The following is a 19,085-nucleotide window of genomic DNA, read 5'->3' as shown; positions in this document are numbered from 1 at the left end:
TAGGGATGCCCTCGCAGGGAAATCAACGGGTGTAGTTATTTAGACGCTTACGTTAGATTTTTGCAGTACGGTAAAATTTAATGACGAATACGACATAGCCAAGCCCTGTGGATGTTACGATGGGTAAGTTATTAACAATAAATATCGAGCGCCAGGCTGAGGCTATGTTATTAACAATTTATCAACAGGCAATTCACAGGTTACTAACCCCCCCTGCACCCCCCAAAGGCTTTAACGGATTCCTACTACTATAAATGTAAGAGGAAAGGATTAAAGGAAAACTGTCCAAGATTATGCCTTTTCAGTCAAACACCTGTTTGATTTTCTACCCTCTCTATAACCAAACTAAGGCATTTTATAAGCATCCCAAACCAGATATTCGCATTTTTCAAGCACTTAGTTTCTCATGTTTCTATTGAGATTGTAAATCAGCGTTCTGTTGCCCTTGCCATTTCTCCACGCCAGCCCATATAAATTAAGTTCAATATCAGCATCGTTTACAGATGATGCACCCTCAGTCCATGAAGTTTTCTTCTTATCTGTCCAGTAATATTGCGTTCCGGCCAAATTCAGGCAGGAGATAATTGATCTGGTTAGTTTGCGCTGTGCCAGAACGCCACCGACATTTCGCATTGAGCCGCCAAGGGTGTCACCTCGTGTCAGCAAGAATCTGAAAACAAGTTCCTCCACAAAATCCACGCCAGCCGGTTCAAGAAAATTCGCGATCAGACCTGCTATTGCCTCAATCTTATTGGATTGTTCTAAATGCCTCGACGCCTTATCAGATACGCCTGCTGCGGTAAGAAGCGCGTTGTGGATTTCCTTCATCTGTAATAGGTCTCCCGTGGACTTAGCCCTGGAGGCAACAGCCTTCAATTTTCTGGCCTCGTCAACGAAAGGGGTTGCCCGACGGTTTCTTTCCAATGCCAATGACACAAATCCCGCCCAATAAGCGGGATAGTTCGTCTGTAGATCAACACCAGAGCTCAAATGCTCTCTGTACGGTTTATTTGCAACAGCACTCATTTCTTTCTCCACACATAGACACATTTCCTAAGGAGGTCACGGCCATGCGCCCCCATCTGCTGACTGCTGTTTCCCTTCCCGTTGGGCAAAACCAGTATCTTATCCACATTGAAACCAAGCTCGGCGGCGATGTCTGATAGAATCAAATCAACAGGAATGCTTGCACCGGCATAACGCACATTGTCGTTTACCATTATCAACGGGGCACCGATTGAAGAAGTTCATGCTTGTCGGTCACAGAGATGGCGGACTTCCAACCAGGATTCATGCCAAGCAAATCTTTTCCACGATTCTCAACTGTGCAGCTAAGCATTTCCTGTCGTAATTCACTCAAGCGCGTTTCATTGACGCCGAGCACCGCAAGCTCCAGCGCATAAGTGCGCGTATAGTCGTACCTGTTGCAATATGGGGGGGAGGTGATAACATAATCGAAGTGAGCGCCCGGCAGTTTGGGCAGTATCTCAAGGCATGACCCAGCGTGTAACGTAACGTCGCCGCGTTTGAATTCTTTACGGAACAAATCTGCCGGCTGTCCGGCACCGGCCAAATCAGCCACAATGTCCTTTAACTTTTTGGACATAGCCTCGTCAAATGATAGAATCTCACCCTTGTTGAAGGGTATGTTTCCTTTAAGCCTCCACTGCGTACGGTGGTCCCAACGCAGATATTGACCATCCTTGCGAGTGAAGCTGATTGCTTCCAACGTGCACAAAAGGGCAAAAAACAACACAGAGGCCACTCTTGAGCTTTCCTCGTAAATGGAGTACAAAAATTTCTCCATAGATGAGATGGCCTCTGTGGGATAGGCGTCTTTTGTAATTCGCAATTCTGGAATGGTTTTGTGGCTCTTGCTCTGATGCCACGGAGTAGAGTTGGACCACTTTTCTAACACCTTTAACTCATCCGGCGTCAGCCCCTCGTCAATCAATTTTTTCGTCTCAATAATCCTCTGGCCTATGGGCAACAGCTCAACTCCTACGGCAGAAAGCCCCATATTGCAGGACACAAATAGCGCTGTACCGCTTCCTGCAAACGGATCAAGCATAACGCCGTCACTGAGCCTAAAGCGATCAAGAAAATACTCAACCAAGTCGGCTGAAAACGCCTCTTTGAATTTATACCATCGGTAAACAGCCCGCGATTTATTGGCTTGGAAACTGACAAGGCCGCGGCTTAGGGCAACCTCGGTTTTAAGGAGTTCGTCATAGCGACATTCAAGTTGAGCACTCAGTGTCTCAATTTCATTGAGCGAAACACCAACTTCCTGATAGAGCGGACTAACGGACATTGCCGCATTCACGTTTTCGTATTGTCATGGCTTGCCTTAGGCCATTGATGCTAACATAACACTGTCCCCTGTCGCAACCGAAAAATTGTCCTGCGCGGCTTGTGCCCCGCGAACAGGGTCTGACCAGCTCATCATGCAATTAATTTAATTAATTCTATAAAAAAATATTTAATCTGGCAGGGGGTAGAAAAAATCAGCGGCAGTCTGCTAAAATAACATGCTGTAAAGGTTGACAATAAAATCGGAGGTATTTATTCATGGACGTACCGATGAAGGGGCAAACAGCTTTGGTGACGGGCTCTGCCAGAGGGATTGGAAAAGGGATAGCCCTCGCCCTTGCCAAAAAGGGTGTAAACGTGGTCATCTCCGACATAAACTTCGAAGAGGCAAAGGCCGCCGCCGCCGAAATAGAGGCCGTCGGGGTTAAGGCGCTGCCGTTAAAGTTTGACGTATCGAACTCTGCGGAGGTCACATCAGCCTTCGCCCAAATCAGCGAGGCCATGGGCAGGCTTGATATCTTAGTAAACAATGCGGGCATTACCCGCGACGCCCTGATAATGAGAATGAAAGACGAGGACTGGGACGCAGTTATAAATATAAATCTAAAAAGTGTGTTCCTGTGCACAAAAGAGGCCGTAAAGCTGATGTCTAAACAGAGATACGGGCGGATTGCCAACATAGCCTCAGTGGTGGCCTTTATGGGCAACGCAGGCCAGTGCAACTACTCCGCCTCCAAGGCGGGCATCATCGGCCTGACAAAGACCACAGCTAAGGAATACGCTAAGCGCGGCATAACGGCGAACGCCGTGGCACCGGGCTTTATCAAGACGGCAATGACAGATTCCCTGCCGGAAAAAGTAAAGGAAGATATGCTTGCGGCCATACCCATAGGGCAGTTTGGAGAAATCGAAGACGTCGCCAATGCGGTGGCCTTTCTGGTCTCCCCTGAGGCGCGTTACATTACGGGCAACGTGATTCACGTAAACGGCGGTATGTATATGTGATATAATTTTGTCGCAATATAGAAAAATTCAGCATGATCTGAATGAAGATAAAACATATTAACGATGGAGGTCAAATGGTAGAAGAAAAGGTTAAGGAGATAATCTCAAAGCAACTGGGCATAGATTTGGGCCAAATAGCGCCGGAGTCTTCATTCATAGAAGACCTTGGGGCGGATTCTCTTGATATAGTGGAACTGGTAATGGCCTTTGAGGAGGCATTCAGCATTCAGATACCGGACGAGGCCGCTGAAAAGATAACGAAGGTGCAGGACGCCATAGATTATATAAAAGGCAAACTTGGTTAATTTAAATAAGACAGGGGATTGGACTGGCTGCCCCGGCTGAAATACCAGAGTGGATTACAAGGGATGAATGATATGGAGAAGATAAGGGTAGTTGTAACAGGGATTGGCGTGATAACGCCGTTGGGTGTGGGCGTTGAGAAATCATGGAATGCGCTTCTTGCCGGTGTCTCCGGCATAGGCAGGATTACGCGCTATGACGACCCGAATCTCCCCGTGCAAATAGCGGGCGAGGTGGACGGGTTTGTCCCCGAAGATTACATTCATCCGAAAGAAGTTAAGAAGATGGACAGGTTCATTCATTTCGCTATGGCCGCCTCGGACATGGCTTTAAATGACTCCGGACTGAAGATAACTGAGGAAAACGCCGACAGGGTTGGTGTGCTGATAGGCTCAGGCATCGGCGGACTTCCCGCAATTGAACATTATCACAAGGCATATTTAGAAGGAGGCCACAGGAAGGTCTCGCCTTTTTTCATCCCCATGCTGATAATCAACCTTGCCGCCGGCAATGTATCCCTAAGATATGGAGCTAAAGGGCCGAACTCTGCCGTTGCCACCGCGTGTGCCTCCGGCAACCATGCCATAGGAGACGCGTTTAAGATAATCCAGCGCGGCGAGGCCGACGCCATGATAGCCGGTGGTACGGAGTCTGTAATATCGCCGCTTGCCGTTGCGGGGTTTGCCATTATGAAGGCGCTCTCAAGGAGAAACGACGCCCCTGAAAAGGCAAGCCGCCCGTTCGACATAGACAGGGACGGGTTTGTTATGGGCGAAGGGGCCGGTGTATTAATCCTTGAAAGCCTTGATAGCGCCCAAAAAAGAGGGGCAAGGATATATGCCGAGATATGTGGTTACGGGATGAGCAGCGACGCCTATCACATCACTACACCGTCTATTGATGGCGACGGCGCCTTCAGGTGTATGCAAGCCGCCCTTAAGGACGCACAAGTCCACCCTGAGCAAATAAACTATATAAACGCCCACGGCACGTCAACAAAATTTAACGATGAGCTTGAGACCCTTGCAATTAAAAATTTATTCAAAGACCATGCCTATAAACTTGCCATAAGCTCGACTAAATCCATGACAGGGCATCTGTTAGGCGCGGCAGGCGGAGTGGAAGGGGTGTTTTCCGTGTTGAGCATCTATAACAGTATCATACCCCCTACGATAAATCTTGATAACCCCGACCCGATGTGCGACCTCGATTACACACCTCACAAGGCGCGCAAGGCCGACATAGAGTACGCGCTGTCCAACTCATTCGGTTTCGGAGGCACAAACGCCTGTATAGTCTTTAAGAGGACGACAGATTAACTCAATGGTACTCCCTGCTTTACTTACATCGCTTGAACAGTCGCTAAACTACTACTTTAACGACAAGGAACTGCTCATTGAGGCCGTTACGCATCGCTCATACTATCACGAGTGTCTGGACAAGTCACAGCCTTATAACGAACGGGTGGAGTTTCTGGGAGACTCAGTCTTAGGGCTTGCCATCTCAGAGACACTTTACATTGAAAAAATTTTCTGCAAAAAAAACGACAAGTTAATTCATACCATTTTCACCGAATCCGAGATGTCACGCCTGAAATCTTACCTCGTGTCGAAAAAGATACTCTCTGAACTGGCGCTTGCTATGAACCTCGGCCAGTACCTCAAACTCGGCAAGGGCGAGGAGATGACAGGGGGCAGGGAGAAACTCTCTCTGCTGGCCAATACCCTTGAGGCAATCTTTGGCGCTGTGTTCCTTGACGGCGGCTATGATACGGCAAAGAAGATAATCATTGGCCTCTATCAGCCAGTTTTAACTCAGCTTTTAAACAGCCACACATCTTTTGACTTCAAGACCGAGCTACAGGAAATCAGCCAAAAACTCTTTTCCTCCCTGCCTGACTATAAACTCGCATCAGAGGCCGGTAACGACCACAACAAGGATTTCGTTTACGAGGTCTTTGTTGGCGGCAAATGTATGGGAAGCGGCAGGGGCAAGAACAAAAAGACAGCCCAATCTGAGGCGGCACGCATGGCCCTTGAGGCCCTTGCCTGCCCGGCAACTCCTGAGACACCCGAAACAATCAGCGAACCGAGCGCGTGTAACAACGCGGCATTACACAGCAGCAATGAATGATTTCGACAAATCAATGCCCGCATCCCCGTTAACATACAAAGACTCAGGCGTTGATATAGACAAGGCCGACACATTCATTAAAGACGTCTCTCCATTAATAAAAAAAACCTTTAGAAAAGAGGTACTCACAGACATAGGTTCTTTCAGCGCCCTGTTCAAATTGGATTTGGCCAAATTCACTGACCCCGTGCTTGTAAGCGGTACTGACGGCGTGGGGACAAAATTAAAAATAGCGTTTATGGCCGGGAAACACGACACAATCGGCATAGACCTCGTTGCGATGTGCGTAAACGATGTACTTACCTCAGGGGCAGAGCCGTTGTTTTTCCTTGATTATCTGGCAGTGTCGGCCCTTGCGCCGCTCACCGCGCGGGAGATAATTAAGGGGATTGCGGCGGGATGCACTGAGGCCGGCTGCGCGCTGATTGGCGGTGAGACGGCGGAGATGCCCGGGTTTTATTCAAACGGCGAATATGACGTGGCAGGGTTTTGCGTCGGCGCTGTAAACAGGCCGGACATAATAGACGGCGCTGCCATAGTGGAGGGCGATGTCGTTATTGGGTTAGCGTCGTCTGGACTTCACAGTAATGGCTACTCACTGGCAAGAAAATTATTCTTCGAAATAGAAGGGCATACTCATTCTACCCACATCCCTGAACTCGGCAAGACAATCGGCGAGGAGTTGCTCACGCCGACTAAGATATATGTAAAATCAGTGTTATCTCTAAAGAGCAAAATAAAAATAAAGGGCATGGCACATATAACCGGAGGCGGGATAACCGGCAACCTGCCGCGCGTTTTACCCGCCGGTCTTGGCGCGTTCATTGACAAGTCTTCATGGGAGTCACCCTGCATATTCGGCCTGATAAGAGATAAAGGCCTCATCAGCGAAGAGGAAATGTTTAAGACATTTAATATGGGCATAGGTTATACGTTAGTCGTTGCGGGAAAAGACACCGATCGCGCAATTAAAATCCTTAACGCAGCCGGGCAGAAGGCATTCCCAATAGGAATGATAATCAAAGGCACTGGGGTAATTTACAATTAGGGCCGGTAGCGTATTCATTGACAGCATCCCGTTAGACGAGGCCATGAACAAGTGGTTTCATTACCTATCCGATAATGGTCTCTTACATGTGTCTCCGGCTGAGGCCATTGATGTGGCCGTCTCTATGGGCAGGATTACGGCTGAGCCAGTTACAGCGCTTTTGTCCTCGCCGTTTTTTCATTCCTCCGCGATGGACGGCTATGCCGTGAGGTTCGATTCAACCTTCGGCGCGTCTGAGACTACCCCCGTGAGGCTGACAATCCCTGATGACTCACTCTATATTAATACGGGAGAGCCGATTCCCGAAGGCTTCAACGCAGTCATTATGATAGAGGACGTAAATGTGGGAAGAGACGCTGACGCCGAATATATTGAAATCATAAAGGCCGCAACACCCTATCAGCATATTAGGGTCATAGGCGAGGACATCGTGGCAACGGAGCTTATTCTGCCAGAAAATCACAAAATCAGGTCAATAGACATAGGGGCGGCCCTGGCGGGCGGGCATACGCAGATAAAAGTCAGAAAGAGGCCGTCTGTGGCGGTTATCCCAACTGGCAGTGAGATTGTCGCCCCCGGTGTGCCGCTTACAAAGGGCAAAATAATTGACTCCAACTCGGCGATGATAGAGGGCCTGATAACCGGCTGCGGCGCTGTGGCCACTTGCTATCCAATCGTAAGAGACGACCTTGATGAGATAAAAACCGTCGTCAGTAAGGCGGTAAAGGTGCATGACCTCGTGTTAATCATCGCAGGCTCATCAGCCGGCAGCAGGGACTATACCTCAACGGTGATAAAAGACCTGGGGCAGTGTATCCTGCACGGTGTAAATATCAAACCCGGCAGGCCGCTCATTCTGGGCGTGATAGAGGGCTGTGCCGTTGCCGGTGTGCCCGGCTACCCAGTCAGCGCGTACATAACGGTTGATTTATTTATAAAACCATTGATATACAAATGGCTTGGCCTAAGTGCTCAGGAGACCGAGGCTATTACCGCCGTAATCGGCAGGACGATAAGCTCGGCTATTGGGCAGGAGGAGTTTATTCGTGTAAAGGTCGGCAAAGTAGGCGATAGGTTTGTGGCAACGCCGCTTGGACGGGGGGCGGGCATTATGATGTCCCTTGTCAGGGCAGACGCGATGCTCACAATTCCGGCTATGTCAGAGGGCGTCGGGGCAGCCTCAGAGGTTAATGTCGCGCTTATGCGCCCAAAAAGCGACATCCTCAACACCATTGTCTGCATAGGAAGCCATGACAATACGCTGGACGTCTTATATAACTTCCTCAAGAGGAAATACCCGCGCTACTCCTTATCCAGCGCCCACGTTGGCTCAATGGGCGGCATAATCGCCATTAAAAAACACGAGGCCCACATCGCGGGGACACACCTGCTTGATGAGGAAACAGGGTTATATAACATACCGTTTATCGAAAAATACCTGTCTGAGGAAAAAGTCCTGCTCATCAATCTCGTCCACAGGCAGCAGGGTTTCATTGTGAGGCCGGGCAATCCAAAAAAAATTGCCACAATTGATGACCTCACACGGGGGGATATAATATTCATTAACCGGCAACCGGGCACGGGCACGAGGCTCCTGACAGACAAGTGCCTGAAGGAGCGCGGGATTTCGGGACAAAAGATAAAGGGCTACGACACCATAGAATATACGCACATGGCCGTCGCCTCCGCCGTTGCCTCAGGGCGAGCAGACACAGGGATGGGGATATTAACGTCCGCCATAGCGCTGGGCCTTGATTTCATTCCGGTTGCGAGGGAGCGCTATGATTTCGTCCTAACGAGGGACGCCTACGCCCTTCCTATGGTTGAGGCCCTGTTTGATATAATGCGCAATGACACAGAGTTCAGACAGACAACCCTTCGTATGGGCGGCTATGACGTCTCAGACATGGGAAAGATAATGTACGGTAATTAGGGCAATGAACCCACTCGTGTGGAGATTCGCGGTGGGGCTAACCCCGCCGTCACTGATAGACAACGCATCAGACGCCTCACGGCTCAAGGCCGCGCTGCTCCAGCCCCGGCTGCATATCCCGCTGACTGTTCTCAGGGGGCTGCCCGCCTATCTGCGCGATAATGATTACACAGTAACAGGCATCATTGCCGCCGACGGAGGCCCGCCAGACATTAAGATAGTGTCCATAGGGCAGCAAGGGTCGTACGGCGTTGCGCTTGACATTGGAAGCACGAACATATGGGGGGAGCTTATAGATTTAGACACCGGCGCTGTCCTATGCAAGGAGGTTATCACAAATCCTCAGACCCGCTATGGGGCAGATATATTGACGCGGATTTTCTATTCCATGCAGGAAGATGGCGGTGCGGCGGCGCTTTACGAGTGTCTTGTTGGCGCGGTCAATGCCGTTATTAAGTCGCTTAGGGGCCCAATAGCACAAGAGGCAGTCCACGCCGTTGTAGTTGCCGCCAATACCACTATGACGCATTTCTTGCTGAACCTGCCCGTCAATAACATCCCCACAAGCCCGTACATCCCCGTGGTCAACGCGCCGGGTTTTCAGTCGCCGTCCAATCTGGGGATAGAGATAAATCCAGAAGGGGTGATATACCTGTTTCCAAACGCTGGCAGCTATGTGGGCGGCGATATAGTCTCAGGCATAATCGCATCAAAAATATATAAGTCTGACGCACCGAGCATACTAATAGACATCGGCACAAACGTGGAGATAGCGGTTGGGACAAAGGACTGGATACTGGTCGGTGCTGGGGCGGGGGGGCCGGCCTTTGACGAGGGAATCGCGGGGATAGGCGGGCGAGCTGCCGGGGGGGCGATATACGATGTGTCTCTTGATGCCGCCCTAAACGTAAACCTGCAAACCATAGGCGGCGCTCCCCCATCGTGCCTGTGTGGCACGGGGATGGTGAGCCTGGTTGCGAGCCTTTTTGAGGCAGGGATAATTGAGCAAAACGGGGCGTTAATTGAGGGGAAACGAAATGTCGTCAACAGCGCGCAAGGCAGCGGGTTTCTCTTATACGAAGATGGCGGGGGCCGACAATTTATTGTCTATCAAACGGAGATAAATAATTTCCTGCTGTCAAAGGCCGCGATGTTCACCCTGCTATCGGTTATGACGCACACGGTAGGGCTGGCCTTCTCTGACATAGACAAGTTCATTTTAACCGGCGCGCTTGGGACACACATAAAGGCCAAAGACGTTAAGATATTGGGACTGTTGCCAGACGTATCGGAAGACCGTATAATACATATAGAAAATGCCTCACTTGCCGGTGCAGGAGGGCTTCTGCGTGACCGCGGCCTCCTTGACGATATAAAAGTGATAACAAACCTGATAACATACAAAGAGATGAACGAAGACACCGGCTTTATGAATGAGCTGCAGGGGGCGATGTTCATTCCCCATACGGACGTGACAAGGCTGAAAGGCTGAGGCAACGTATCCGTTTGACTCCTTCGGCCCGCTTGCCCTGCCCTGCCTATTATAACAGGATTACATATGTAAATCCACGCGCGCCGATTGAATTAGCCGCCGTATTTTTGTTATGGTTACTTCATGGAACATCGTTTGAGTAAATGTGATGCGGTCAAACATCCGGCGGTTAGATATGCGGCTGTCGTCCTGTTGGTTGTTCTGGCTTGCGTTTTGTATCCATTCGGGGATTGTTTGCCGTGGGATGACTCCGGCCTTGTTAGCCGCCTTTATTTCCTCCCGCCTCATCTTTTCGCACCGAGGGGGAAGGAGAATCTTACAAATATTATTCGCTGGAAGCGTATATTCAGCGAAGAGGACATTGATTATGACATCAGGCTCCTCAAATATAAAAAAAATAACGGTATTGAACTCAAGACCTCTTGCCAAAATCTCGTCGCCGGTTGGCATAGACTCATGGAAGATAACCACCTGTCTATGATTCACAGAAAATGCCTGCAAAATAATATCCCCCCTGAGATTGTCTTTTTGGCATTGGCCGAATCTAATTGGAATAAAGACGCCGCCTCGCCCGCAGGGGCTAAGGGCTACTGGCAGTTTATGCCTGCTACCGCCAGGTCATATGGCCTGCTCAACGCCCACTCCGACCACAGGTCCCACCCTGAACGAAGCACTGACGCCGCCATCAAACTCCTTAAAGATAACTATAATCTGACAAGAGGCTGGGACAGGCAATATCACATCAACCCAAAAACCGTATCCAATAACGACCGATGGCTCTGGGCATTCTGGTCATATAACAGCTCACCAAGCTCAGTCGCCCACTTCTATAAGAAACTGCGCGGCAAACCGGCCAAGTTCTCCATCTACTCGGACAGCGACGAAAACGCTAATTACGTCAATAAAATATTTGGCATTCGAGAGGCCCTCAAGTCATACATTATCAAATCAAAGAAATCCCCTGCACCTAAAACACCATCACAGGCTGATACGCTCTACACCCAATACCTCAATACATGGTTTGATATGCCACTGCCTGAGCGCCTCGCCGCCCTTGAGGAAATCAAACGCCAGTACATTGCCCAGAAAAAACCAATCCCCCCCGATGTTACAAGGCAAATCAATTATATCTCTAAAATTCTTTAATTACAGGTCAAGGAGGGTTACCCTCCTTGCGGGAGTTTGAGGGCAGCGCCCTCATGTCGTTAAATTTGTGTTATAATCCTCCGAAGGGCCTTATGAACGATAAACGTTTAATATTAATCTCCATATTACTTGCGTGCCTGTCCTGTCTCGTTTACTTTAAGGCGTTAAACAATGACTTCGTCAGCTACGACGATAACATCTATATCACCGAAAACTACAGGGTAAAAGATGGCTTTACAATAGATGGCATGAGGTGGGCATTTACAGAGTCTTATGATTCAAACTGGATTCCGCTGACATGGTGCACACACATGCTTGACGTAGAGCTTTATGGCATGAACCCTGCGGGTCATCACCTGACCAACATATTAATCCACGCGCTTAGTACCGCGTTTTTATTCCTCTTTCTCTGTCGCGCGACGAATAACCCGCTTGCAAGCGCCCTTGCCGCGGCGCTGTTTGGCATTCATCCACTGAATGTTGAATCAGCAGCGTGGGTGGCGGAGAGGAAGAACGTCTTGTCCACATTCTTTTGGATTACCGCGGCGTGTGCTTATGCTGGTTATGTGAGAAGGTATAGTTCGGGGCGGCGCTGGATGGCTATGTTTAGCGCCTCTTTGGTGCTGTTTGTCTTTGGGCTTATGTCAAAGCCTATGGCCGTTACGTTTCCATTTGCGCTGCTGCTTATTGACTATTGGCCTTTGAATCGGCTGACAGACAAGACAGCCATCAGGCGGGCGATAGTCGAGAAAATCCCATTTTTTTTCTTTAGTACTGTATTCATTCTCATAACCCTGAACGTGCAGCACGCTTCGATTGCTGGCTTTGAGCTGCTTCCCTTTAATTACAGGATATCAAACGCCCTTACTTCTTATATTTTGTACATAGCTAAGATGTTTGTGCCGACTCACCTGGCCGCTTTTTATCCCTACCTGCCGATTAAATCGCCCTGGCCCGCAATCGGCTCTGGCGCGCTTTTGATTGCTGTGACAGCCGCCACATATATTATGAGAAAGACCCGACCGTATCTTATTGTGGGGTGGTTTTGGTATCTGGGGACGATGGTGCCCGTTATACAAATCGTGCAGGTTGGGCTTGCCCCTATGGCTGACCGTTATGCCTATGTGCCGCTTATTGGGATTTTTATGATGATTTCATGGGGTGCGTGGGATATATTAGAGCAGACGCGCCGCCGTAGAACTATATATATTATTTTATCAGCTTTGATTATCGCAGTGTTCAGCCTCTTTACGATGAGGCAAATCGGATATTGGCGCGATTCAGGCGCATTATTTAAGCACGCGCTTGAGGTGACTAAAAACAACTATGCCGCCTATAACAGTTATGGTGTGCATCTGCTCAAACAAAACAGATTCAACGAGGCGCTTGAGGAGTTTTACAAGGGGCTTGAGATAATGCCCGCTGACCCGCTGCTTAATTTCAACGCGTGGAGTACGCTTACGTATTTGGGAAAGGCGGAGGAGGCCAAAAAGTATTATAATAATTCGCTGCCATACTGGAAAGAAGGCAGACAGCCCCATCTGTATAAACTCCTTGCTATTTCCTATATGAAAGAGAAGAACTACGGCGAGGCCATCGTATATTTCAAAAAATCGCTGGAGCTTAACCCCAAAGAACTTGACGCGATGAACTATGTGGGCCTTGCGCTGATGGCCGTGGGAAAAAACGATGAGGCTCTCACGTATTTCAACCGTGGTCTCTCTCTTAATCCCGGCACATGGGAGATGGTCTTTAACCGCGGCCTTGCGCTCATTGCCCTGGGACGGCCATCTGAGGCGGCGGCGGCATTCAAAGAAACCCTTGCCCTTAATCCGAGATACGCACCGGCAAGGAACAAACTTGACATTCTTGAGAAAAAAAATTGATACGCGATAATAATCTGAGAATGCCGGTTATCCTTGCCCTCTGCCTTATTACGTTCGGGGCATATTTCGGCCTCAAGGACTGTGGCTTTGTCAATTATGACGATTATAAATACGTAATTGACAACTACAACATACAGGGCGGCATCACTATAAACAGTATCCTATGGGCGTTAAAAACGTCCTACTTCTCCTATTGGCACCCGTTTACGTGGATTTCACATATGGGCGATATATCTCTGTACGGGTTAAATCCGCGCGGCCACCACCTGAGCAGCCTGGTGATTCACATGGGGGCGGTGGCGGCCGTATTTCTTTTCCTGAAGTATGCAACTGGAAAGTTATGGCAGAGCGCCTTTGTGGCCGCGCTGTTTGCGGTTCACCCAATAAATGTGGAGTCAGTGGCGTGGGTGTCTGAGAGGAAGAATGTGCTATGCGCGTTGTTTTGGTTTATCACCGCCGCTGCCTATGTCAATTACGCAAGGGTCCCGGCGGTTGGCCGTTACGTTGTCGTATTATTGAGTTATCTGTGCGCCCTGATGTCAAAACCGATGGCCGTGACGCTGCCGCTTGTGATGCTCATTCTTGATTTCTGGCCGCTTGGCAGGTTTCGGATAAAATCGGCACTGCCGTTAATCTTAGAAAAGACGCCATTTTTTGCGCTCTCCCTATTGTCTGGCCTATTTACGATATACGCTCAGGCTAAGAACGAGGCCGTAGCACCGCTGTCGGAGTCTTCCACCGTTTATCGCCTGTCAAGCGCCGCGCTTTCCTATATGACATATTTAGGGAAGGCCGTTTGGCCTGTTGCCCTTTCTGTGTTTTATCCTTATAAAGACATCAGCTCACTATGGCCGGTGGTGCTTTCTGCCCTTGCCCTTGCGGCTATTACCGTGCTTGCTGTTTGGATTAGAAAGTCCCGCCCATACGTCTTAGCCGGTTGGCTCTGGTTTTTGGTGACGCTATTGCCGGTGCTTCAGCTTGTGCAGACATCTGCCGCCCCGATAGCAGACCGCTATGCCTATATTCCCTTTGTTGGTGTCTTTATAATTGTCTCATGGGGAATTTCCGACATCCTTCAGAATAACAAGACTATCCTGACGCTCTCTGCCGCTTCTGTAATTATTGTCCTGTCGCTTCTGACGTACAAACAAACCGGCTACTGGCAGGACACGGGCACGCTTTTTAAACACGCCATTGACGTGACAGAAAATAATTTCCTGGCCTACAATCTATACGGGACACACCTGCTGTCAACTGGCAGGACAGACGAGGCCATTGAACAATTCGAGCGTGCCCTGATTATCATGCCGGATTACCCGGCCCTGAATTTCAACATGTGGAGCGCCCTGATTATAAAAGGCAGGAAGGCGGAGGCATCCTCCTATTTTGAGAAATCGCTGCCTTACTGGGCGGTTTGGGGCGATACCCCTGTGTTCAAACTTGGAATTTCCTTCTTAAAGCAAAAAAAATATACCACAGCGCTGGAGTTTTTTCTAAAGGTATTGGTAATCAACCCTCAGAATACATTAGTATATAAGTACATAGGGATGGCGTTAATGGGGCTGCGTCAGTACGGAGACGCGCTGGCATATATAGACAAAGGCATTGCGACCTTGCCTGACAACTGGGAACTGTTTTTACAGAGGGGGCTTGTGCTTAAGGAGATGGGAAGACAAGATGAGGCCGTATTGAGTTTCAAAGAGGCAAGGCGCCGTGCACCCAACGCCCAAGTCATCAACGACACATTTAAATCGGTGCTGACCCCATGAGCATCGAAAAGACTGCCTACGCGCCTGAAAAGGTCTTTCTTATCCTTGGGATTGTCTTTGGCCTACTGTTTGTAATCACAATACCGCCCTTTCAGGCCCCCGATGAGACAAACCATTTTTACCGCTCATATCAAATCTCAGAAGGCAAGGTTTTATCTGAACGGCGCGACGGTGATGTCGGGGGTATGCTGCCCGAATCACTAATCAAAACTGCAAAAACTCTCTCTAAGAACATCCCCGGCCACCCGGAAAACAAACAGGAAGCCAGTGAAATCATTGAGGCGTTTAATATCCCTATTAATGAAGACAGCAGGGCGTTCCTGAATTTCCACTACACGGTGCTCTATAGCCCGGTGCCGTTTATACCGCAGGCGGCGGCTATTTACGCCGGAAGGCACTTAGGGGTAACGGTGCTGTGGTTAGTGTATGCCGGGCGGCTGGCAAATTTTTTTGTGTGGCTTGCCCTGATGTATTTGTCAATAAGGACGGCACCCGCCTATAAGTGGCTCTTCGTCTTTGCTGCCCTGATGCCCTTGTCGCTGTTTCAGGGGGCGTCGCTTTCGGCGGACGCGTTTACCAACGCCGTGAGCTTTCTGTTTACCGCGGCGGTGCTGAGGGCGGCCTCTGACAAAGAGCATCTCAAAATGAACCTCCTCGTCATCTTCTTGCTTTCCTTGCCTCTTACGATGTCAAAACATGCGTATTTTCCCCTGCTGCTGTGTTTTTTTCTCATCCCACAGTCATTTTTCCCATCGAAAAGGGGCTATATAGCCGCCTTTAGCGTATTGTTTATAGTTAATCTTTCGGTCAATCTCTGGTGGTCGTCAAAGGTTGGCTATCTGGTAGTGGCGTATAATAATGGGCTTGACGTGTCGCCGGAGAGACAGTTGAGCTTTGTCCTGCAGGAGCCTCTTAGATACGTGGGGACGTTTATCAGGACTATTGTGAGGCAGTGCCGGTTTGGCTGGTTTACCGTTGTAGGGAAGATGGGGTGGCTGGATACGAATATGCCGGAGATATTTCAGAAATCTTACGTATGGGTATTGGCGCTGGTCGCGGCGTTTGCCGCACAGGGGCCGCTTAATATCAGTATAAGAAAAAAAGCGATAATTTTTACGGCCATATTTTCCTGCGTCTTTTTGTTTTCCCTGTCGGAGTATCTGATTTGGACGCCAGTTGGCAATTCGTTCATTGACGGCCTGCAGCCGAGGTATGTTATACCGCTTCTGCCGCTGCTTTTTATGTTATTGGGCAACAATATTCTGGTAAAATTTTTAGGAAAAGGCCGCCTGCGTGAGTTAGTAATGGGCGCTTACCTGCTGTTTTCTTTGATGTTAGCGCTATTTGTAATCGTAATAAGGTATTATGTGCAGATAGATTAAGAGGATAGGTCGAATGAACAATATTATCAGACTTCTGAGGCCAAAGCACTGGGTTAAGGGCATGTTCCTGTTTGCCGCGCCGTTTTTTGGAGGGGAGTTGCTCTCATGGGGGACACTCTCTGCGGCTCCAATAGCCTTTCTGGCGTTTTCTTTTGCCGCGAGCGCCTCATATATTATTAACGACATCGCCGACAGAAAGACAGACCGCTTGCACCCGGATAAAAGACAGAGGCCGATTGCCTCAGGGGAGGTTTCTATTGCAACTGGCACCGCGATAGTCGCATTGCTGCTGACCGCATCGGCTGCTATGGCCTATCTTATTAATTACACATTCCTCGCATACATAATCGTCTACTTGTCCATACAGACATTTTATTCTATGTCATTTAAGAACACGGCGGTGCTGGACATCTTTTGTATAGCGTCGGGATTTGTGGTGAGGGTGCTTGCCGGAGGGGCGGCATTTGCCGTACCTATCTCGGACTGGCTGTTTCTCTCAATGTTTATGATTTCACTCATGCTTGCCACGGGCAAGAGAATCGGCGAGGCGAAACTCCTCCATGAAAATGCCGCGGCACACAGGGAGAGCCTGACCGGCTTTACACCGGCGCTGCTTAATGACATACTCCTTATAACCGCCTCGGCGTCGCTTGTGTTTTATGCCATGTACACGATAGAGCAGTACAAGAACTTTCTATATACCGTGCCGGTTGTTACTTTCGGGCTGTTCAGATATTTGATGCTTGCCAAAGAAGGTAGGGGCGACCCGACAGACGCTATGACGGGCGACAGACTTTTATCCCTTACGGTTATCATTTGGCTCTTGTCTGTCGGCATAATAAGGTATGGCCGCCTGTGGGGAATAAACTAACTCATGAAGGTATGTTTTTACAGATATTCCCTAAGAAACAGGGGCGGCGACAGGGCGGTTATAGAATACGCCAACCATCTGGCGCAGTCCGGATACGAGGTCACGTTTTGCCTGAATGTGCTTGATACCGTTTTTTCCCTGGAACCCGCCATAAGGCTCGAATATATAAAAATTCCCACACCAATTGGGACGATACTAAGCGGCGCTATAAGGAAACTGCCGTATGATATCGTGTTTGTAGATATTATCCACCTTGCCATCCCGCTTGGACTAAGAAACACGGTGGTATATCTTGCCCAGGCCTATGACGCGCTGTACTATGAAACCCCCGTTCAACAGGCGGCGATTGATCTCTTATATAAAATATATTTCTCGCGCCGAGGGGCCTTCAGTATATCTATATCCAGTGTTCTTACGGACATACTCAAAGAAAAATTCGGCACTGTTAAGAACATTGACGACAAACTCAAGACAGTGGTCCTGGGCATAGACCACCAGAGATTCTACCCCGAAGCCAATGACGCGTTAATCAGGGGAAAACAAGGCAGGTCGGCGATAGTTGTCCTGTCACGCGGGGACACGTTCAGAAAGGGATTTGACATAACCACCGCCGTACTGAACGAGACAGCCGGTGAGTTGAAGGACAAGGCGGAGGTATGGGTATGCGGCGACGCCGTGGAATTTCATCTAAAAACAAAGCACTTGGGCAGACCCGGCGACGATGAGCTGCGGCGAATCCTAAGCAGTGCAGACATATTACTATACCCATCGCGCCACGAGGGCTTCGGCCTTTTCCCGCTTGAGGCGATGGCCTGCGGCTTGGTGGTGCTGACAACCGGTACAGTTCCATACGTTAAAGATGGCTATAACGCCTTTGTGACGCGGCCAAATGTTGAAGATGTCAAAAAAACGCTCCTCAACGCCCTGCAAGATGATGAACTACGAAAATCCATCAGAGAAAACGGGTTTACTACGGCAAAAAGCTACGATATAATGAAGAGCAAACAGGAGTTTGAGGGAATAATCAGGACAGTTACTCAAATATATCTTTGACGTTAACCTGAAGGCCACCAATGACTTTAGACGCGACCATGCCTTCAACCTCCGCAAATGAGTACCGCATATATTTGCCGCTTTCGAGAGTTAATATCTCTATAGCCATAAAATCAGGGAATATGACCCAATATTCCGGTACGCCGTATCTCTCGTATATCTCTTTCTTAATGTATATATCTCTGTTTAATGTCCCGGGGGAGATTATCTCGCATACCATGTCAGGCACGCCACGTATCCAGTCCTGCTCTATGCCTTCGTTTTCATTTCTAACAAAGAAGATGTCGGGTTGAAGCCTGTTTTCACCTTCTTCAAAGATAACGTCAAGAGGAGAAAAATATACAAATCCCAGTTTCTTTTGTTCAACAAATCTATCTAACTGTCTAAAAATCTTCACGGCTATTCGTTGGTGCTTCCTGAATGGACTAGGCGTCATGACTTCCTCACCGTTGATAATCTCTGTAAGATCAAAATCTTTTTCAATCCCGATAGTGGCATTCATGAACATAGTATAGCACTTGCCTTACTGTTTTGTCGCTTCTGGAAAACTCTCCACCACGGTAATTTCGTTCTCCATCATATGTAAGCGGTAGTTGCTTAGTTTGTTGCCATTATTGTCTCTTTCTGTCATTCCGGCTTGTCCGTAATCGTCCCTTAAATGGTTGTTTCGTGATGATTTTTCCTATTCTGAGATATTAAGGACAATAGGGGTAGGGAAGGCTCTCACCTCCCCTCCCTCCGAACCGTACAG

Annotated in this window: 16 protein-coding genes and 1 pseudogene; 13 read left to right on the top strand and 4 right to left on the bottom strand. The window is 48.9% G+C overall.

The window, feature by feature from the left end:
- Window positions 1-396 precede the first annotated feature (396 nt).
- Window positions 397-1,026 carry an AvaI/BsoBI family type II restriction endonuclease gene (locus AB7D94_RS10185; protein ID WP_420265729.1) on the bottom strand — a complete coding sequence of 210 codons (630 nt, stop codon included), beginning with the start codon at window positions 1,024-1,026 and terminating at the stop codon, window positions 397-399.
- Window positions 1,023-2,314, bottom strand: a pseudogene (locus tag AB7D94_RS10180) (site-specific DNA-methyltransferase). Before AB7D94_RS10180 ends, AB7D94_RS10185 begins: the two are co-directional and overlap by 4 nt.
- A gap of 257 nt (window positions 2,315-2,571) precedes the next feature.
- On the opposite strand from AB7D94_RS10180, the gene fabG reads away from it, so the two are divergent.
- From fabG to AB7D94_RS10145, 7 genes are all read left to right on the top strand, one after another.
- Window positions 2,572-3,318 (top strand): 3-oxoacyl-[acyl-carrier-protein] reductase, encoded by a 747-nt coding sequence (gene fabG / locus AB7D94_RS10175; RefSeq protein ID WP_420265728.1) that lies wholly within the window; start codon window positions 2,572-2,574, stop codon window positions 3,316-3,318.
- A gap of 74 nt (window positions 3,319-3,392) precedes the next feature.
- Window positions 3,393-3,623: an acyl carrier protein gene (gene acpP / locus AB7D94_RS10170; protein ID WP_420265726.1), complete on the top strand. Its 231-nt coding sequence runs from the start codon at window positions 3,393-3,395 to the stop codon at window positions 3,621-3,623.
- Between the two features lie 72 nt (window positions 3,624-3,695).
- Window positions 3,696-4,940, top strand: coding sequence for a beta-ketoacyl-ACP synthase II (fabF, locus tag AB7D94_RS10165; RefSeq protein ID WP_420265725.1), 1,245 nt, complete (start codon window positions 3,696-3,698; stop codon window positions 4,938-4,940).
- A gap of 4 nt (window positions 4,941-4,944) precedes the next feature.
- Window positions 4,945-5,754 carry a ribonuclease III gene (rnc, locus tag AB7D94_RS10160; RefSeq protein ID WP_420265724.1) on the top strand — a complete coding sequence of 270 codons (810 nt, stop codon included), beginning with the start codon at window positions 4,945-4,947 and terminating at the stop codon, window positions 5,752-5,754.
- A gap of 13 nt (window positions 5,755-5,767) precedes the next feature.
- The gene (gene purM / locus AB7D94_RS10155; RefSeq protein WP_420265732.1) at window positions 5,768-6,802 is read left to right on the top strand and encodes a phosphoribosylformylglycinamidine cyclo-ligase; all 1,035 of its coding nucleotides are present in this window, start codon (window positions 5,768-5,770) and stop codon (window positions 6,800-6,802) included.
- Window positions 6,798-8,735, top strand: a complete 1,938-nt coding sequence (locus AB7D94_RS10150) for a molybdopterin biosynthesis protein (RefSeq protein ID WP_420265730.1) — start codon at window positions 6,798-6,800, stop codon at window positions 8,733-8,735. Before purM ends, AB7D94_RS10150 begins: the two co-directional genes overlap by 5 nt.
- Before the next feature lie 4 nt (window positions 8,736-8,739).
- On the top strand, window positions 8,740-10,227 hold the full coding sequence (locus AB7D94_RS10145) for an ASKHA domain-containing protein (RefSeq protein ID WP_420265723.1): 1,488 nt from the start codon (window positions 8,740-8,742) through the stop codon (window positions 10,225-10,227).
- Between the two features lie 60 nt (window positions 10,228-10,287).
- Here AB7D94_RS10145 and AB7D94_RS10140 read toward each other — a convergent pair whose 3' ends face one another.
- Entirely contained in the window at window positions 10,288-10,713 is a 426-nt protein-coding gene (locus AB7D94_RS10140; protein ID WP_420265722.1) for a hypothetical protein, read from the bottom strand.
- On the opposite strand from AB7D94_RS10140, the gene AB7D94_RS10135 reads away from it, so the two are divergent.
- The 6 genes from AB7D94_RS10135 (at window position 10,705) to AB7D94_RS10110 (ending at window position 18,334) form a co-directional block, all read left to right on the top strand.
- Window positions 10,705-11,373: a transglycosylase SLT domain-containing protein gene (locus tag AB7D94_RS10135; RefSeq protein ID WP_420265721.1), complete on the top strand. Its 669-nt coding sequence runs from the start codon at window positions 10,705-10,707 to the stop codon at window positions 11,371-11,373. The two genes, AB7D94_RS10140 and AB7D94_RS10135, sit on opposite strands and share 9 nt — an antisense overlap.
- 92 nt (window positions 11,374-11,465) lie before the next feature.
- Window positions 11,466-13,259 (top strand): tetratricopeptide repeat protein, encoded by a 1,794-nt coding sequence (locus tag AB7D94_RS10130; protein WP_420265720.1) that lies wholly within the window; start codon window positions 11,466-11,468, stop codon window positions 13,257-13,259.
- Complete coding sequence (locus AB7D94_RS10125; protein WP_420265719.1) at window positions 13,256-15,028, top strand: tetratricopeptide repeat protein; 1,773 nt, start codon at window positions 13,256-13,258, stop codon at window positions 15,026-15,028. The genes AB7D94_RS10130 and AB7D94_RS10125 overlap by 4 nt, the downstream gene beginning before the upstream one ends.
- Complete coding sequence (locus AB7D94_RS10120; protein ID WP_420265717.1) at window positions 15,025-16,410, top strand: DUF2142 domain-containing protein; 1,386 nt, start codon at window positions 15,025-15,027, stop codon at window positions 16,408-16,410. The genes AB7D94_RS10125 and AB7D94_RS10120 overlap by 4 nt, the downstream gene beginning before the upstream one ends.
- Window positions 16,411-16,423: 13 nt before the next feature.
- Window positions 16,424-17,281: a decaprenyl-phosphate phosphoribosyltransferase gene (locus tag AB7D94_RS10115; RefSeq protein ID WP_420265716.1), complete on the top strand. Its 858-nt coding sequence runs from the start codon at window positions 16,424-16,426 to the stop codon at window positions 17,279-17,281.
- Window positions 17,282-17,284: 3 nt separating this feature from the next.
- Window positions 17,285-18,334 carry a glycosyltransferase family 4 protein gene (locus AB7D94_RS10110; RefSeq protein WP_420265714.1) on the top strand — a complete coding sequence of 350 codons (1,050 nt, stop codon included), beginning with the start codon at window positions 17,285-17,287 and terminating at the stop codon, window positions 18,332-18,334.
- Here AB7D94_RS10110 and AB7D94_RS10105 read toward each other — a convergent pair.
- Window positions 18,315-18,842, bottom strand: coding sequence for a Uma2 family endonuclease (locus AB7D94_RS10105; protein WP_420265713.1), 528 nt, complete (start codon window positions 18,840-18,842; stop codon window positions 18,315-18,317). The two genes, AB7D94_RS10110 and AB7D94_RS10105, sit on opposite strands and share 20 nt — an antisense overlap.
- Window positions 18,843-19,085 lie beyond the last annotated feature (243 nt).

Origin of the sequence: Candidatus Magnetominusculus dajiuhuensis (assembly GCF_046044395.1) — a bacterium.
GTDB classification, from domain to species: domain Bacteria; phylum Nitrospirota; class Thermodesulfovibrionia; order Thermodesulfovibrionales; family Magnetobacteriaceae; genus Magnetominusculus; species Magnetominusculus dajiuhuensis.
The sequence above is the reverse complement of the archived record's forward strand: the minus strand, read 5'-3'. Positions and strand labels throughout refer to the sequence as shown.

What these genes read in the sequence shown, in the direction of transcription:
- fabF (WP_420265725.1), top strand. Translation starts at nt 3,696, where the DNA reads ATGGAGAAGATAAGGGTAGTTGTAACAGGGATTGGCGTGATAACGCCG.
- AB7D94_RS10105 (WP_420265713.1), bottom strand. Translation starts at nt 18,842, where the DNA reads ATGTTCATGAATGCCACTATCGGGATTGAAAAAGATTTTGATCTTACA.
- purM (WP_420265732.1), top strand. Translation starts at nt 5,768, where the DNA reads ATGCCCGCATCCCCGTTAACATACAAAGACTCAGGCGTTGATATAGAC.
- AB7D94_RS10135 (WP_420265721.1), top strand. Translation starts at nt 10,705, where the DNA reads ATGATTCACAGAAAATGCCTGCAAAATAATATCCCCCCTGAGATTGTC.
- fabG (WP_420265728.1), top strand. Translation starts at nt 2,572, where the DNA reads ATGGACGTACCGATGAAGGGGCAAACAGCTTTGGTGACGGGCTCTGCC.
- acpP (WP_420265726.1), top strand. Translation starts at nt 3,393, where the DNA reads ATGGTAGAAGAAAAGGTTAAGGAGATAATCTCAAAGCAACTGGGCATA.
- AB7D94_RS10110 (WP_420265714.1), top strand. Translation starts at nt 17,285, where the DNA reads ATGAAGGTATGTTTTTACAGATATTCCCTAAGAAACAGGGGCGGCGAC.
- rnc (WP_420265724.1), top strand. Translation starts at nt 4,945, where the DNA reads ATGGTACTCCCTGCTTTACTTACATCGCTTGAACAGTCGCTAAACTAC.
- AB7D94_RS10130 (WP_420265720.1), top strand. Translation starts at nt 11,466, where the DNA reads ATGAACGATAAACGTTTAATATTAATCTCCATATTACTTGCGTGCCTG.
- AB7D94_RS10185 (WP_420265729.1), bottom strand. Translation starts at nt 1,026, where the DNA reads ATGAGTGCTGTTGCAAATAAACCGTACAGAGAGCATTTGAGCTCTGGT.
- AB7D94_RS10145 (WP_420265723.1), top strand. Translation starts at nt 8,740, where the DNA reads ATGAACCCACTCGTGTGGAGATTCGCGGTGGGGCTAACCCCGCCGTCA.
- AB7D94_RS10120 (WP_420265717.1), top strand. Translation starts at nt 15,025, where the DNA reads ATGAGCATCGAAAAGACTGCCTACGCGCCTGAAAAGGTCTTTCTTATC.
- AB7D94_RS10115 (WP_420265716.1), top strand. Translation starts at nt 16,424, where the DNA reads ATGAACAATATTATCAGACTTCTGAGGCCAAAGCACTGGGTTAAGGGC.